Below are 15,172 nucleotides of genomic sequence, written 5' to 3' on the forward strand. Positions count from 1 at the left end.
CGGTGAGTGTCGGAAGCGGGTTGCCGGCACCGGCGTGGCGCCCGACGCAGCCGCGTGTCAGCAACCGGTCTATAGGGCATTTAACTGGATGTTTCCTGTGTACAGCAATCTCACTTTTTAGCACTCTAAGAGCAACTCACACTTGCGTCACGGCCGTAACACGGTAGTTTCATCCCCATGGACGAGTCGGATGCGATGTCACATCGGCGCAGAGGTCTGTCGAACAAACTGGCACTGGTCGCGATGACCGGCGTGACCGCCGCGGCCGTCGCGCTGCCGGCGGTGGCGTATGCGGATCCCGTGCCCCCGGCGCCCCCGGTGCCGGCACCCGCTCCCGCTGTGCCCGGTGCGCCGGCCCCGGCCGCACCCGGAGCGCCCGCGCCGGCCCCCGGAGCGCCCGCACCCGCGCCGGCCCCCGGAGCGCCTGCTCCCGTGGATCCCAACGCTCCGGCCGCCCCCGCCCCCGCCCCCGCCCCCGCACCTGCTCCCGCGGATCCCAACGCTCCGGTTCCCGCACCGGCTGACCCGAACGCTCCCGTCCCGGCGCCCGCACCGGAGCCCGGCCGGGTGGACAACGCCGCGGGTGGCTTCAGCTACCTCGTGCCTGGCGGTTGGAAGATCTCCGACGCGACCCAGTTGTCATACGGACAGGCGCTGTTGACCAAGATTCCGCCGGAGGGCACGCCCGAACCGCCGAACGACACCAGCGTGCTGCTCGGACGCCTGGATCTGAAGTTGTTCGCGGGCGCCGAGGCCGACAATGCCAAGGCGGCAGTCCGGCTGGCCTCCGACATGGGTGAGTTCTTCATGCCTTTCCCCGGAACCCGGGTGAATCAGGAGACCGTGCCGCTCGACGCGAATGGGCTCTCCGGTGTCGCCTCGTACTACGAGGTGAAGTTCACCGACACCAACAAGCCCAACGGCCAGATCTGGGCCGGAGTGGTCGGTGCGCCACCGGCCCCGGGTACCCCGCGCGGGCAGCGTGCTCCCGAGCGCTGGTTCGTGGTCTGGCTCGGCTCGGCGAGCCATCCGGTCGACAAGGCTGCCGCTGCGACATTGGCCAACTCGATCCGGCCGTGGACGCCGCCGGCGTCGGCCGCTCCTGACCCCAACGCACCGCCACCGCCGGCCGACCCGGCGCATCCCGGTGTCGGGGTGCCGGTGCCGGTCACCAACGCCCCGCCGGAGATGCAGCCCCCGGCCTGATGCCGGGCGTGCCGGATCCCAGGAATCCCGCAGACGAACGCTGATCGTTCCCAATTGGCCAACTGAATTGTTACGTTCGGGAGGTACATCTGGGGTGTGGCTCAGCGAGCCCGCTGGGCATAGCCAGTGACAGGTAGGAGACCTGCAATGGATGTAATGGCGTCGACCGAGTTTCTGGCCCGGTCCTCCACGCTGACCAGTGTCGGCTGGATCGGCTACATCATCATTGGTGCGATCGCCGGTTGGATCGCCGGCAAGATCGTCAAGGGCGGTGGCTCCGGCATCCTGATGAACATCGTCATCGGCGTGGTCGGTGCGCTCATCGGCGGATTCCTGCTCAGCTTCTTCCTCAACACCGGAGGCGGCGGCTGGTGGTTCACTCTCTTCACCGCCATCCTCGGATCGGTGATCCTGCTCTGGATCGTCGGAATGGTGCGCAAGGGCAGCTGATTCGGCGCCGGTGATGGACACGGGGACCATGACGGCCTGGCAGGTCGTCGCCCCCGGTCCGGTGAGTACGCATCCGCTGCAACGGGTAACCGTGACCACCCCGCGGCCCGGCCCTGACGAACTGCTGGTCAAAGTCCTGGCCTGCGGGGTGTGTCGTACCGATTTGCATGTGGCCGAAGGCGATTTGGCCGTGCACCGGCCGCGGGTGATCCCCGGGCACGAGGTCGTCGGCGAGGTTGTCGCGGTCGGTGCCGATACCGGCGGCGGGTTCGTCCCCGGCGATCGGGTCGGCGTGGCGTGGCTGCGGCACACATGCGGGCAGTGCGTCTATTGCTTACGAGGACGGGAGAACCTCTGCCCGTCCTCGCTGTACACCGGCTGGGACGCCGACGGCGGCTATGCCGAATTCACCACCGTCCCCGCGGCATTCGCGTTGCGATTGCCGGCCGGATACTCCGACGTCGAGCTGGCGCCGCTGTTGTGCGCGGGCATCATCGGCTATCGCGCTCTGTTGCGCACCGACCTACCGTCGGGTGGACGGCTGGGACTCTACGGCTTCGGCGGCAGTGCGCACCTGACGGCGCAGGTGGCGTTGGCGCAGGGGGCTCGCGTGCATGTGATGACCCGCGGCGAGCGTGCCCGCGAACTGGCGCTGACACTTGGGGTGTCGTCGGTGCAGGGGAGCGCTGACATGCCACCCGAACCCTTGGATGCCGCAATCCTGTTCGCTCCCGTAGGGGATCTGGTGCTGCCCGCGCTCGCGGCCCTGGACCGCGGCGGCGTCCTGGCGATCGCCGGAATCCACCTCAGCGATATCCCGACCCTGAACTATCAACAGCATCTGTTCCAGGAACGGGAGATCCGCTCGGTGACCGCCAACACCCGTGCCGATGCCCGCGATTTCCTGGCGTTCGCGGGTGCGCACCGGATGGCGGTGAGCACCCCCGAGTACGGCCTGGACCGCGCCGATGACGCGTTGGCCGACCTGGCCGCCGGACGCGTTGCGGGTGCTGCGGTGCTCCGCGGATAGCGGCCTCCTCACAGCGCAGCGAGCGCGGCACCCAGCCGACCGTCGAGATCTCCGCGACCGAATGCGTACAGGGGCCCGAGCCCGTCGTTGATCACCCGGTTCAGGCGCGCCATGCCGCGTGCTTCGACCGGCAACGGGGAATGCAGACGAAGGGTGATCGCGTCGATGGTCGCCTCGGCTGCGGCGATATTCTTGCGGTGCAACGGGATTCGTGATGACCACACGATGGTGTCGTTGGCGGATTCGACCACGCAGCGGCGCAGTGCACGGGCAATGGCTTCTCGTTCGGAGGTTGACGTCAACCGGTCCGCACGGGCCGCGATGGCGCTGCCCGGGGTCGTCGGCGTCCCGACGGCCAGCATGGCGTCGAGGCGCCCAGATCGAATACGTGCGGTCAGGCGGGCTCGGATGGACGGGCGCTGGGGGACGGGTGCACGCCGGGGCGTGAGCGCGGGTGTCGCAGAAATTCGGTTGTCGTTCATGGCGATACCTCGTAATTTTCGTGGTGCCCGAGTGCGGAGAACGTGACTACCTAAGACCGTACGCCGGTCATGAATGACTAGTCAAACCAATTTAGCGGTCACGGCGGTACGCTTGGTGTCATGACGACAAGGTGGGCCGGCGACACCGAGACCAAACCCGCGCCCGGGCCGCTGGCCCGGATTCAGGCCCTGGTCAACACGATCGAACTGCCCGCCGGAACGGACCGCCTTGCGCATCCCGACGACGCGGCACCGTGGCTGGCCGCCAACGGGTTGCTCACTGCCGGTGCCGGCCCGACGGAGGCCGAGCTCGACCTCGTGCGCAAGGTGCGCGAAGCGTTGCGTGCACTGCTGATCCACAATGCCGGCGGCCCGGCACCGCCCGCCGATCACCTTGCGGTGCTGCAGGCGCTGACCGACGTGTCCACTGCGAAGGTGGATCTCGCTCCCGACGGACAGGTGCAATTGTCAGCCGCGGGCGCGGCAGTGGGCGAGCGTCTGATCGAACTGCTGCTGGTGATGCGCGACGCGCAGCGGGACGGTACCTGGGCGCGTTTGAAGGCGTGTGCGAACGACGAATGTACGTGGGCGTTCTACGACCGGTCCCGCAACCATGGTGGTGCCTGGTGCGACATGGCCAGCTGCGGGAACATGCTGAAGAACCGTGAGTTCAGGGCGCGGAAACGCGCCGACGGTTAAGTCGACAGGTGCCACACGAGGGCGGCTGCCAGTGCGCCGATCCCGTTGAGTGACCAGTGCAGGGCGATCGGCGCGATCAGGCTGCCGCTGCGCCGACGCAGCCAGGTGAACACGAAGCCGGCGGCGCCGGTGGCCAGCACCGCCATCACCACGCCGATGACCGTGCCGAAGATCCCGCTGCCGAACAGCCGGGTGAACCCGACATTCCCGCTCGTCAGCCCGAGTGAACTTGCGATGTGCCACAGGCCGAACAACAACGAGCCGCCCGCCGCGACACCGCGGAAACCCCAGGCTCGGTCCAGGGCGCCGTGCAGGACGCCGCGGAACGCCAACTCCTCGGGAATTACGGTCTGCAGCGGGATGATGACCATCGACGCGATCAGCGCGCCGGAGATCGTCGCGTAGTGATCGTTCATGAACATCGGCCGCGTCCACGGCAGCATGGCGCCGATCGCGATCACCGAGACCACCAGGGCAACGGCGCCGAGCGCGTATCCGGCACCCGAGCGCCAGTGCTCACGGCCCAGTCCGAGTTCGGTCCAGCCGATCCCGCGGGCCCGGACCAGGACCAACAAGCCGAGCGCAGCGGCCGGGACGGTGGCGATACTCGCCCAGGGCGTCGTGAAATGGGCGATCAGGTTGGTCAGCGTCAAGATGACGACGACGATCCCGATGTCGGCATAGATGCGGAAATGGTGCAACGCCGAGAGCTGGGCCACCAAGGGATGGGGGTGCGCGGCCACGGCGCTCTGATCAGACATAACTTGCCAAGCGTACCGGTGGGGCGCAATTACCCAGGTCACACTGCATCCCAGGTCCAATCTGAGATCGCCGGGTCATCTTCGCCGTGCCGGCGGGTGTAGCTGCGGGCGGCCAGCCGGGCGTCGACCATCTCCTGCCGCAGCCCGGCCGCCCTGACCGCCAGGCCGTCGACCCGGTCGATCACGTCCATGACGAGGTGGAATCGGTCGAGATCGTTGAGCATGACCATGTCGAACGGCGTCGTCGTCGTACCCCGCTCCTTGAACCCACGTACGTGGAGTTGGTCGTGGTTGCTGTGCCGGTAGGCGAGCCGGTGAATGAGCCACGGGTAGCCGTGATAGGCGAAGATGATCGGCTTGTCCGTGGTGAAGATCGAATCGAACTCGCGGTCGGGCAGCCCGTGGGGGTGTTCGGACTCGGGTTGCAGACGCATGATGTCGACGACGTTGACCACGCGCACTTTCACCTCGGGAAGCCGGCGGCGCAGGATGTCGGCAGCGGCCACGGTCTCCAGCGTCGGGATGTCTCCGGCACACGCGAGCACCACATCAGGTTCCCCGGTCGTGTTGCTCGCCCACTCCCAGATCCCCAAACCGCGGGTGCAGTGCGCGACGGCCTCGTCCATCGTCAGATACGTCAGCGCCGGTTGCTTGCCCGCCACGATGACGTTGACGTACTGGCGGCTGCGCAGGCAGTGGTCGGCCACCGAGAGCAGGGTGTTGGCGTCCGGTGGCAGGTAGACGCGGACCACCTCGGGGCGTTTGTTGGCGACGTGGTCGATGAAGCCCGGGTCCTGGTGTGACGCGCCGTTGTGGTCCTGGCGCCACACATGGGAGGTCAGCAGATAGTTCAGCGAGGCGATCGGCCGCCGCCAGGTCAGGTGCGAACTGCTGGACAACCACTTGGCGTGCTGGTTCAGCATGGAGTCGACGATGTGGACGAAGGCCTCGTAGCAGTTGAACAGCCCGTGCCGCCCGGTCAGCAGGTAGCCCTCCAGCCAGCCTTGGCACAGGTGCTCGGACAGCACTTCCATCACCCGGCCGTCGGGGGCGAGGTTCTCGTCGACGGGAAGGGTCTCGGCCTGCCATGCCTTGTCGGTCTTCTCCAATACCGCAGCCAGGCGGTTGGAGGCGGTCTCGTCGGGACCCATCAGACGGAAGCGGTCCGAATTGGCGGCGATGACATCACGCAGAAATGTGCCGAGCACTCGGGTGGCTTCCGCGGTGCCCGTGGCGGGGCTCTCCACGGTGACCGCGTAGTCGGTGAAGTCCGGCAGGTCGAGGTCACGCAGCAGCACGCCACCGTTGGCGTGCGGATTGGCGCTCATCCGCCGGGTGCCCGAGGGTGCCAGGGCTCGAAGCTCGGGCCGCAGCGCACCGGTGTCGTCGAACAGTTCCTCGGGCCGGTAGCTGCGTAGCCATGTCTCGAGCTGGGACAGGTGCGACGGGTTGGTCCGGGTCTCGGACAGCGGCACCTGGTGCGAGCGCCAGGTGCCCTCGACCAGTTTGCCGTCCACCTCGTGCGGGCCGGTCCAGCCCTTGGGGGTGCGCAGGATGATCATCGGCCACAATGGACGGCCCGGCTCGCCGTCGAGGCGGGCCGCGCGTTGGATCGCCGCGATCTGGTCGAACGCCTCGTCCATGGCCGCGGCCAACTGCTGGTGGACGTTGGCCGGGTCGTCCCCGGCGACGGTGATGGGCCGGTAGCCGTAGCCGTAGAACAGTGATTCGAGTTCCTCGGCCGGAATGCGCGACAGCACTGTGGGATTGGCGATCTTGTACCCGTTGAGATGCAGGATCGGCAGCACTGCGCCGTCGACCACCGGGTTGAGGAACTTGTTGGAATGCCAGCTGGCGGCGAGCGGTCCGGTTTCGGCCTCGCCGTCGCCGACGACGCAGGCCACCACCAGGTCGGGATTGTCGAATGCGGCGCCATAGGCATGCACCAGGGCGTATCCGAGTTCGCCACCCTCATGGATGGAGCCGGGTGTCTCGGCGGCCACGTGACTGGGTATCCCGCCGGGAAAAGAGAACTGGCGGAACAGTTTTCGCAGACCGCCGGTGTCCTGCTCGATTCCGGTGTAGACCTCGCTGTAGGTGCCTTCCAGATAGGCGTTGGCCACCAGGCCCGGGCCGCCGTGACCGGGCCCGGTGACGTAGATGACGTTCGCGTCGCGCTCGCGGATGATCCGGTTGAGGTGGGCGTAGAGCAGATTCAATCCCGGGGTGGTGCCCCAGTGCCCCAGTAGGCGCGGCTTGACGTGCTCCGCGGCCAGTGCCTCATGGAGCAGCGGGTTGTCCAGTAGGTAGATCTGCCCGACGGACAGGTAATTGGCCGCCCGCCAGTAGGCGTTGAGCTGCTCGAGTTCCGTGTCGGTCAGTGCGGGTGATCCGGTCGCGTCGCTCATGTTCTCCATAGTGGCCGGTGTCGGTGAATGGCGCCCGCGATCTGGGTTACCCGAATTCGCAACGGTCAACCAACAGCACCCGAAACGCCCGGCCGCGATGGGGCCGGGTGATCGGTCGCCGACCAGATTCTGAGGTCCGTATACCGCGTCGGCTAGGTTCGTGGGCATGACCGCCCCCAGGACTCTCGACCCACAGACCCCGGTACTGATCGGCTACGGCCAGGTCAACCAGCGGGAGGAGAATCCGGATGTCGAGCCGGTCGATCTGATGGTCGCGGCCGCGCGGGAGGCTGCCGATCCGCGGGTGCTGGAGGCGGTCGACTCGGTGCGGATCGTCAATCTGCTGTCCTGGCACTACCGGGACCCGGGTTTGCTGTTGGCGCAACGCATCCGGGCCGACAAGGCCGCGACACGCTACACCGGGGTGGGCGGCAACGTTCCGCAGTCGTTGGTGAACGAGGCCTGTCGGGATCTGCAGGGCGGACGGGCCGAGGCGGTGCTGATCGCCGGCGCCGAGACCTGGCGGACGCGCAGCCGGCTGCGTGCCCGCGGCGAAAAGCCGGACTGGACCCGCCAGGATGAATCGGTGCCGGAGGCGCCGGGTGCGCATGAAGGTGTGCCGATGGCCGGTGAGGCCGAGATGCGGATCCAGCTGGACCGCCCGGCCCACGTGTACCCGATGTTCGAACAGGCACTGCGCATCGCGGCCGGCGAGACGAGCGACGAACACCGCAGACGGATCGGTGCGTTGTGGTCACGGTTCAGCGCGGTGGCGGCGGACAACCCGCATGCCTGGAGCCGGGAGATGGTGCCTGCCGAGCAGATCTGGCAGCCGGGCCCGGCCAACCGGATGATCAGTTGGCCCTACACCAAGTTGATGAACTCCAACAACATGGTCAACCAGGGGGCGGCGTTGATCCTGACCACCGTCGAGAAGGCAACGTATCTCCAGATCCCAACCGATCGTTGGGTTTTCCCGTACGCGGGCACCGATGCGCACGACACCTACGCGATCGGCGAGCGGGCGGAGTTCTACCGCTCACCGGCGATCCGGATCGCCGGTGAGCGGGTCCTGGAACTGGCCGGTGTGAGTCTTGACGACATCGACTTCGTCGACGTGTACTCGTGCTTCCCGTCGGCGGTGCAGGTGGCGGCGGCCGAAATCGGTCTGCCGCTGGACGATCCGGCCCGGCCGTTGACGGTCACCGGCGGGCTGACATTCGCGGGCGGTCCGTGGAACAACTACGTGTCCCACTCGATCGCGACCATGGCCGAACGGTTGGTGGCCAATCCGGGGACCCGCGGGCTGATCACCGCCAACGGCGGGTACCTCACCAAACATAGTTTCGGTGTGTACGGCACAGAGCCGCCGGCCCATGAATACCGTTGGCAGGACGTGCAATCCGAGGTCGACGCCGAGCCCACGCGGCAACTGGAGGTCGACTTCACCGGCACCGGGACGGTGGAATCCTGGACCACGCCCGTCGGTCGGGACGGTACCGCCGAGCGGGCTTTCCTGGCGGTGCGTACTCCTGACGACGCGCGCACGCTGGCCCGGATCGTCGACGAGTCACAGGCGGCCGCGACCATGTCCGAGGACATCGCCGGGGCCGCGGTGCAGGTTCACGCCGACGGCAGCGCCACCCTGCTCTGAGCGGCGAGCGCCAGCACTTCGTCAGTGGTCGGTGGGCTGGGCGGATGGTGTGACAGGCACCAGGGCGTCTGGATCTTGTGGAAGGCGTTGCCTTCCAGCGCGAGATAGAACTGGCCCGACCGCAGCTTGCTGATGTCGGGTACGTGGCCGCCCTTCACCCGGGCCATCTCCCGCGCCACCGCGATCTGGGCGGGGGAGTTCAGCAGGCCGTAGAACTGCGTGGTGGCATTGCCCGGAATGTGGTTGTGCAGGCCTCGTGGGGACTGCGTCGCGAACACCAGTCCCAGCCCGTACTTTCGGGCCTGCGAGGACAGTGCCAAGGTGCTGTGCGTCGAGGCAGTCGTGTGGCTGGACGGCGCGAAGTTCTGTGCCTCGTCCATCACCAGCAACCCGCCCAGCGGCCGGTCGCCGGCGGGGTTGCGCTTGATCCAGGCGAACAGCGCCATCTGTAGCTGGTTGACGAACCCTTCGCGTTGTTGATCGCTGGTCAGACCGACCATGCTGATCACCGACACCCGCGCCCGGTAACCAGGAGACGGTGTCAGGAGCACCCCGGGGTCGGCAGCGGTCCCGGTGCCGCCGAACAACGGATCGTTGACGGTTGCCGCGCGGAGGTTCTGGGCCAGCTCGGCGGCCAGCTTGTTCGCCCCGCCCAATGCGCTGACCTCGGTGGGCAGATCGGCGAGCAGGTCGATGAAGCCGTCCAGGCTGATCGAGGGCCTCGCCCCGTAGAACCGAAGCGCTTCGCGCAGCACCGCGCGGGACCGCTCGGCCTTGGCGGTGTTCCCGGCGATCAGGGCGCGCGGTTCGAGTGCGGCGACGGCAGATTCGACGGCGTCGGAGAACTCGTCGTCGTCATCGATGACACTGGCGAAGTCCGGTAGCGGCTGGAACGACAACGGCCGCCCCGTCGACCGGCGTGGCGTCCACACCACCACCTCGGCGTTGTCGAAATACGCGTCGGCGCGCTCGTCGTCGGCCGGGTTCCACCCCGGCGGGTTCTCGGGCCAGCGGGCACCGAGGCGGGACAGGTCGTTGTTCGGGTCCAGCACGATCGATGACACGCCTCGCAGCGCGCACTCCTCGACCAGGCGCCGGATCAGCACGGTCTTACCCGAACCGGAGCCGGCGAATATCGCCGTGTGCTTGCGCAGCGCGGCGAGGTCTACCGAGACCGGGCGGCCGCCGGGACTTTCCAGGCCCAGGGTCACCGCGGTGGGCGAGTGCTCGATCACCGGGGTGGGCGGCTGCACACGGATCGGACCGGTCGCGAGCTCGGCGTCCACATCGATCTGGGCCGGTGGCGGAGGATCACCCGCGATGTCCCCGAGGGCGGCGCGCAGCCAGCCGATCCCGTGGGCGGGACGGCGCCGCCGCAGCCACTCGGGCAGGTCGGGGTGGTTGTCGTCGATGAGGTCGCGCAGCGCCGTCATCGTGCGCACGTCGTCCTCGCTCATCGGCAGCACCCGGCCGCCGGCCGCCTCGAACTCGGCGATCATCACGGCGGTTTTGGCGCCCTTGGGCCACGCGGTGTTGCGCAGCAGGAACAGCTGCCGCCGGTCGGGGTTGAAACCCGTTGCTTCCCACGCCTTTCGGATCCGGTTCTGCACCGCTACGGCGTTGCCGGACGAGATGGAGCGGAATGCCCAGTGCCGCTCGTCGTCGGTGGCGGCGTCGAGGGTCTGACGGAGCCGACCGTGAAGCACCACCCGCTGGCCCGGAGGCGGATCGGGGCGGAATGCCTGTCCGGCTTCGCCGAGTTCGGTGATCCACGCATCCAGCGCCGCCGACAGCAGGCCGGGCATCGTGGTGTCCTCACCGTCGGGGTCGAGGGCGGCAACCGTCACCGCGCGGCGCCGGTAATCGGCGAAGCGCCGGTCCAGTTCGCCGGTGTCCCCGATGGCGGCGTCGCCCGTGGAGGCGTCGTGCGTGTCGGTCACCTCGGCGGTGAGTTGGACGAGTTCTTCGATCGTGTCGCGGTCCAGGCAGCGGCGGATATGGGTGTCGACGCGCTTGAGCAGCTGACGCGGGGTGTACTGGGTGGCCTCGTCGAACGCCGAGGGCAGGATCGGCCAGCTCGCGTACGGCGCGGTGAATCCGATGGCCGAGTAGCTGGCGGTGAACCGGCGTTCCAGGATGGCGCGGCCGACGTCGGGCGTCGGCAGGCCCTGCAACAGCGCGGTGGTGCGGAACCTGTCCTGCACGGTGGCGGTGGCGCGGTCCTGGATCGCCTCCCATGCCGCGGGGAGGCAGGCCACCACACCCACGGTGCGGCGCATGGTCTGGCGGATCGACATCAGCCCGTGGGCGACGTGTTCCAGATCCCCCGCGGTCTGGGTAGTTCGGCCGGCATCGGCGCCTGCGGTGTCGGTGCGCTCGATGGACTGGGCCAGCAGCGTGTCGATCTGGTCGAGGGCCAGCACCGACGGCCCGGCCAGGGCGATCAGGCGCGAGATGTCGCGGACCGATTCCTGCGCGGTGAGCGTCGGTGCCGGCAGGCCCCAGGATTCTCGTTCGCCGCTGCCGGTCAGGAATGCTTCGCCGATGTCTTGCAGCTCGAGATCGCCGGAGCCCAGTAGGACGAGCGCGCGCAGGGTGTGGTGCGCGCGTTTGACGGTGTGGCGGTGCACCTTGTGCAGGGAGTTGACGAAGTCGCTGAGGATCTCGGGCGTCAGGTCGTCGTCGCCGATCACGGCCCGGCGGTTGGCCCGGGAGATGTGGGCGACCGAGGACAGCTCCCACAGCACGTCTTTGAGTTGGGTCTCGCGCTCGCTGCCGGGCCGGCCCAGGCTTTCGAGGATCCCAGCGCGGGCGGACTGCCAGAAGCTCGCCGCGTCGAGCAGTTCGACCAGGAAGAAGTAACCGCCGCCGGTTTGCACCTGTTCGCGGACCTGGCCGAGGAGGTGGGTCTTGCCGGATCCGGCGGGGCCGCGCACCACAACGCCCAGCGGACTGGAGTCGGATTCCCGTTCGGCATCACCGAAGGCGGCCATCACATCGGCCATCGGCCGGTCGTGCATCCCGCGTACGTGCAGGGCGCCCTGTGAATGCCACAGATCGTCGGCCGTCGGCGCCCAGGTCAGGCGAAGCGCGCTGAGCGCTTCGCGGTGCTGTAACTCCATCAGGACTCGATCGCGATCAGGTGCTTGTTCTGGTTGCCTATCTCCACCGCGGCGTCGCGGTCGGCTGGGGTGAGCACCTTCTGGTTCTCCTCGGGGATCAGGCTGACGCCGGGTTGCTGGTAAAGGCTGATCAGCGCGGCGTCGACGGTGGGGCGGGGCAGACCGGGGACGGCCTGGCGCAGCCGCAGCAGGCTGACCCAGCTGCCGGGCCGGGTGGTCAGCCCGGCGTAGGCGGTGCGCAATTGGATTTCGGGGGCCTCGTCGGGGGCTTGGTCGGGGGCCGGGTCGGACGGCACTTCGGCAGGCAGGAACACGTCGGCGGGAACCAGGTCGGCGTGTTCGAAGTAGCGGTGCAGCGCACCCAGCAGTGTGTACAAGGCTTTGCCCTGCCCGGTGGACCGGGGCGGTGCGTCCGCCCCGAACAGGGATCGGCACAGCGCCCATCCCGCGTCGGTGAGTTCGTGGACGAGCGGCCGGGTGCCGGTGGTCTCGATCAGGCCCAACCGGTTGAGCCGGTCGCGCTTCGGTTTGTCGAGTTTGGGGCCGAGCCGCTCCAGCTCGGCGTTGGGCACCGGCCGGGACTCGGCCATCAGTACCAGCAGGACCGCCTGCTCGGTGCCGGTCAGCTCGTCGGACGCGACATTCACCGGATGCTCACCTTCCTGCCGTCGTGGATATTGCACGCGGGCGGGGTGATACCTGCACGTGTCTCATGCACGTTAGCGTGTACCCCGGACCGCGCGAGAATGTTGTTGTGCTGCACGGTATTCGCCCGCCCGGCGGGCGCGGTGCCCGCAGCTACCGGGTGACCAGCGGCTGCGAGGAGTCGGCGATGCGGTCAGGATCCACCGGGCCACCCGATCGGATCAGCGCCTTGACGTCGTCAAGGACGTCCCACACGTTGACGTTCATCCCCGCCAGCACCCGGTTGTCGGCGTCGAGCCAGAAGGCCACGAACTCGCGCCCAGCAACGTCGCCGCGGAAAACCACTCGCCGATATTCGGGGGCGTGGCCCACGTATTCCATTCCGAGGTCGTACTGATCGGTGAAGAAATAGGGCAGCTCCGCATATTCGGCGTGGTGTCCCAACATGCCTGCGACCGCCACCGCGGGCTGCTTGAGCGCGTTGGCCCAATGCTCGGTGCGGATCCGGACCCCGAACAGCGGATGCTGCGCGGCGGCGATGTCGCCCACCGCGTAGATGTCGGGGTCGCTGCTTCGCAACGACGCGTCGACGAGCACCCCTCCGTCTGCGGTCGCCAGCCCGGCCTGTTCGGCGAGCCCGATGTTCGGCGCCGCACCGACGGCGATCAGTACCGCGTCCGCGGCGACGCTCGAGCCGTCCTCGAGCCGCAGCCCGGTGGCGCTGCCGTTGTCGGTGGTGACCTCCTTGACCGACTGGTCCAGTCGCAGATCGACCCCGTGCTCGCGGTGCAACTGCGCGAACACCTCGCCGACCTCGGCGCCCAGGGCGGCCAGCAGCGGCAGGTGTGCGGACTCGATGACCGTGACGTTCACGCCGCGGCCGCGCGCACCGGCGGCGACCTCCAGTCCGATCCACCCGGCTCCGACGATGGCCAGCGTCGAACCGGGGGTCAGCGCGGCGCTCAGGGCGGCGGCGTCATCGATGGTGCGCAGATAATGCACACCGGCGGCATCCGATCCCGGGATTGGTGGTCGTCGTGACGAAGAGCCGGTGGCCAGCAGCAGCTTGTCGTAGCCGACTGTGGTGCTGTCGGGTAGTGCGAGGGTGTGCTCGGCGGCGTTGACGGCGCTGACCTCGGTTCCCAGCCGCAGGTCGATGTTGTGGTCGCGGTACCAGGACGCCGGATCGGTGGTGAAGTCGTCGAGTTTCTTCTTGCCGGCCAGGTACTCCTTGGACAGCGGCGGACGCTCGTAGGGCAGGTGGTCCTCGGCGGCGAAGAGTACGACATGGCCGTCAAAGTCGTTGTCCCGCAGCGCTTCAGCGGCCTTGGCGCCAGCCAGGCCCCCGCCGACGATCGCGAATGTGGACGACGTTGTCATGTCGATTCAGCCTACTCGCCCGAAACCAACTGCCTCAGCTTTCGGGCGTTGCGTACCGCGTGACCACCGAGATCGTTGTTGAAGTACACGACGACGCGGTGCTGGTCCCGGTCCCACCGGCGGACCCGCTGTGCCCACCGGTGCAGCTCGTCGTCGGAGTAACAGCCGGCGTACATGCCGTCGCCGCCCGGGCCGTGCATGCGGACGTAGACCAGGTCGCTGGTGGCCACCGTGCGGCACGTCAGCCCGGGACCGCTCATCACGACGTAGGCGGCGCCGAAGCGCTCCAACAGCCGGTACACCGCGGGCTTGTGCCACGAGGGGTGGCGTAGTTCCATCGCCACCCGCACCTCGTGGGGGAGTTGCCCCAGGAAATCCGCCAGTAGGTCGTCGTCGCGCTCGATGGCGGGGTGAAGCTGGACCAGCAGGGCCTCGTTGTGGGGGTTCATCAGTTGCCAGTACTGCTCGAACCGTGGGGTCCAGGTCTGCGGTGACCGCAACCGCCGAAAGTGGGTGAGCCCGCGGTGCGCCTTGACCGACATCGTGAAACCGGGCGGCAGCTGTCGGCGCCAACTCGTGAAGGTGGTGTCGGTGGGCCACCGGTAGAAGCTGCCGTTGAGTTCCACGGTGTCGAACTCATCGACGTAGTGGGCCAGCCGCGCGTTCGCCGGGGTGCCCCGCGGATAGAGCACCCCGGTCCAGTGGTCGTACGACCAACCCGAGGTGCCGATCCTGATCATCTGCCATCGCTAGGGGACGTCTGTGTAGTGCAGGGTGTAGCCCTCGGCCGAGAACGTGAAACCTCGGCCCGTCACCTCCCGCACGCAGGACACCCCGGACTGCTCCTGCACGTTGCACCGGAATCCGGCTACTGCCAGCACCTTCCCGAACGGCAACACCACTGCGGCCGATTGCGCGAAATCCGGCTGCGTCAGGTTGGCGAAATGTGCGTCGGTGTCCCGGTCGAGAACCAGCGCGTTGGGTGCTGCGGTTCCGCCGGTCGCGTCGGGCACGGTGGCGGGGGCGCCGGTCACGCTCATCGCCGAGGTACCACCTGCCGGCTGGCACCCGGCCCGGTCGCGCGGCAGGATCGCGCACTGCCAGCGCCCGCTCGGGGTGCTGAAGTAGTAGGCCTTACGACCGTTGACCTCGATGGCGTACTCAGCGGCGTCGACCAGGTTCGCGGTGCCGAACTGCGGTGGCGGAGTGGTGCTGCTCGTGGGCGGGCCGCCGGCGGCGTCGTCGGTGTTGACGACGGTTCCCGACGCGCATCCGGTGAGCGCCGCTGCGGCGGCGGCGACTACGACGAGGCAAGCCTTCACGACGCAAGACCCT

At 68.2% G+C, this 15,172-nt stretch carries 13 protein-coding genes; 5 read left to right on the forward strand and 8 right to left on the reverse strand.

Annotation, left to right across the window (positions count from 1 at the left end; genetic code table 11):
• The first annotated feature begins 177 nt into the window (after nt 1-177).
• The 3 genes from ACZY08_RS27730 to ACZY08_RS27740 all read left to right on the forward strand — a co-directional run bounded on the left by ACZY08_RS27730 (nt 178) and on the right by ACZY08_RS27740 (nt 2,686).
• Nucleotides 178-1,206 (forward strand): APA family fibronectin-binding glycoprotein, encoded by a 1,029-nt coding sequence (locus ACZY08_RS27730; RefSeq protein WP_463747814.1) that lies wholly within the window; start codon nt 178-180, stop codon nt 1,204-1,206.
• A gap of 147 nt (nt 1,207-1,353) precedes the next feature.
• A complete protein-coding gene (locus ACZY08_RS27735; protein WP_463747815.1) occupies nt 1,354-1,656 on the forward strand; it encodes a GlsB/YeaQ/YmgE family stress response membrane protein in 303 nt (100 codons plus the stop codon).
• Between the two features lie 13 nt (nt 1,657-1,669).
• On the forward strand, nt 1,670-2,686 hold the full coding sequence (locus tag ACZY08_RS27740; protein WP_463747816.1) for a zinc-binding alcohol dehydrogenase family protein: 1,017 nt from the start codon (nt 1,670-1,672) through the stop codon (nt 2,684-2,686).
• Nucleotides 2,687-2,694: 8 nt separating this feature from the next.
• Here the strand turns inward: ACZY08_RS27740 and ACZY08_RS27745 are convergent, their stop codons facing one another.
• Nucleotides 2,695-3,168, reverse strand: a complete 474-nt coding sequence (locus ACZY08_RS27745) for a hypothetical protein (RefSeq protein ID WP_463747817.1) — start codon at nt 3,166-3,168, stop codon at nt 2,695-2,697.
• A 120-nt stretch (nt 3,169-3,288) separates the two neighbouring features.
• Between ACZY08_RS27745 and ACZY08_RS27750 the strand changes: the two genes are divergently transcribed.
• The gene (locus tag ACZY08_RS27750) at nt 3,289-3,867 is read left to right on the forward strand and encodes a CGNR zinc finger domain-containing protein (RefSeq protein WP_463747818.1); all 579 of its coding nucleotides are present in this window, start codon (nt 3,289-3,291) and stop codon (nt 3,865-3,867) included.
• On the opposite strand, the gene ACZY08_RS27755 is transcribed toward ACZY08_RS27750, so the two are convergent.
• Together ACZY08_RS27755 and ACZY08_RS27760 are read right to left on the reverse strand one after the other, a co-directional pair.
• A complete protein-coding gene (locus tag ACZY08_RS27755) occupies nt 3,864-4,628 on the reverse strand; it encodes a lysostaphin resistance A-like protein (protein WP_463747819.1) in 765 nt (254 codons plus the stop codon). The two genes, ACZY08_RS27750 and ACZY08_RS27755, sit on opposite strands and share 4 nt — an antisense overlap.
• A gap of 38 nt (nt 4,629-4,666) precedes the next feature.
• Nucleotides 4,667-7,036 carry a phosphoketolase family protein gene (locus ACZY08_RS27760; protein WP_463747820.1) on the reverse strand — a complete coding sequence of 790 codons (2,370 nt, stop codon included), beginning with the start codon at nt 7,034-7,036 and terminating at the stop codon, nt 4,667-4,669.
• Nucleotides 7,037-7,202: 166 nt separating this feature from the next.
• Between ACZY08_RS27760 and ACZY08_RS27765 the strand changes: the two genes are divergently transcribed.
• The gene (locus ACZY08_RS27765) at nt 7,203-8,690 is read left to right on the forward strand and encodes an acetyl-CoA acetyltransferase (RefSeq protein ID WP_463747821.1); all 1,488 of its coding nucleotides are present in this window, start codon (nt 7,203-7,205) and stop codon (nt 8,688-8,690) included.
• On the opposite strand, the gene ACZY08_RS27770 is transcribed toward ACZY08_RS27765, so the two are convergent.
• From ACZY08_RS27770 to ACZY08_RS27790, 5 genes are all read right to left on the reverse strand, one after another.
• Complete coding sequence (locus ACZY08_RS27770; protein ID WP_463747822.1) at nt 8,660-11,812, reverse strand: helicase HerA domain-containing protein; 3,153 nt, start codon at nt 11,810-11,812, stop codon at nt 8,660-8,662. The genes ACZY08_RS27765 and ACZY08_RS27770 overlap by 31 nt on opposite strands.
• On the reverse strand, nt 11,812-12,459 hold the full coding sequence (locus tag ACZY08_RS27775) for a hypothetical protein (RefSeq protein WP_463747823.1): 648 nt from the start codon (nt 12,457-12,459) through the stop codon (nt 11,812-11,814). The genes ACZY08_RS27770 and ACZY08_RS27775 overlap by 1 nt, the downstream gene beginning before the upstream one ends.
• A gap of 151 nt (nt 12,460-12,610) precedes the next feature.
• Nucleotides 12,611-13,837 (reverse strand): NAD(P)/FAD-dependent oxidoreductase, encoded by a 1,227-nt coding sequence (locus tag ACZY08_RS27780; protein WP_463747824.1) that lies wholly within the window; start codon nt 13,835-13,837, stop codon nt 12,611-12,613.
• An 11-nt stretch (nt 13,838-13,848) separates the two neighbouring features.
• On the reverse strand, nt 13,849-14,577 hold the full coding sequence (locus ACZY08_RS27785; protein WP_463747825.1) for a DUF72 domain-containing protein: 729 nt from the start codon (nt 14,575-14,577) through the stop codon (nt 13,849-13,851).
• 9 nt (nt 14,578-14,586) lie between these two features.
• Entirely contained in the window at nt 14,587-15,159 is a 573-nt protein-coding gene (locus ACZY08_RS27790; protein ID WP_463747826.1) for a hypothetical protein, read from the reverse strand.
• Nucleotides 15,160-15,172: the final 13 nt, after the last annotated feature.

This window comes from Mycobacterium sp. IDUB_9 (genome assembly GCF_055419505.1).

Excerpts from the sequence above, each read along its gene's own strand:
- ACZY08_RS27735 (WP_463747815.1), top strand. The coding sequence starts at position 1,354 with ATGGATGTAATGGCGTCGACCGAGTTTCTGGCCCGGTCCTCCACGCTG.
- ACZY08_RS27780 (WP_463747824.1), bottom strand. The coding sequence starts at position 13,837 with ATGACAACGTCGTCCACATTCGCGATCGTCGGCGGGGGCCTGGCTGGC.
- ACZY08_RS27755 (WP_463747819.1), bottom strand. The coding sequence starts at position 4,628 with ATGTCTGATCAGAGCGCCGTGGCCGCGCACCCCCATCCCTTGGTGGCC.
- ACZY08_RS27760 (WP_463747820.1), bottom strand. The coding sequence starts at position 7,036 with ATGAGCGACGCGACCGGATCACCCGCACTGACCGACACGGAACTCGAG.
- ACZY08_RS27745 (WP_463747817.1), bottom strand. The coding sequence starts at position 3,168 with ATGAACGACAACCGAATTTCTGCGACACCCGCGCTCACGCCCCGGCGT.
- ACZY08_RS27730 (WP_463747814.1), top strand. The coding sequence starts at position 178 with ATGGACGAGTCGGATGCGATGTCACATCGGCGCAGAGGTCTGTCGAAC.
- ACZY08_RS27770 (WP_463747822.1), bottom strand. The coding sequence starts at position 11,812 with ATGGAGTTACAGCACCGCGAAGCGCTCAGCGCGCTTCGCCTGACCTGG.
- ACZY08_RS27765 (WP_463747821.1), top strand. The coding sequence starts at position 7,203 with ATGACCGCCCCCAGGACTCTCGACCCACAGACCCCGGTACTGATCGGC.
- ACZY08_RS27785 (WP_463747825.1), bottom strand. The coding sequence starts at position 14,577 with ATGATCAGGATCGGCACCTCGGGTTGGTCGTACGACCACTGGACCGGG.
- ACZY08_RS27740 (WP_463747816.1), top strand. The coding sequence starts at position 1,670 with ATGGACACGGGGACCATGACGGCCTGGCAGGTCGTCGCCCCCGGTCCG.
- ACZY08_RS27750 (WP_463747818.1), top strand. The coding sequence starts at position 3,289 with ATGACGACAAGGTGGGCCGGCGACACCGAGACCAAACCCGCGCCCGGG.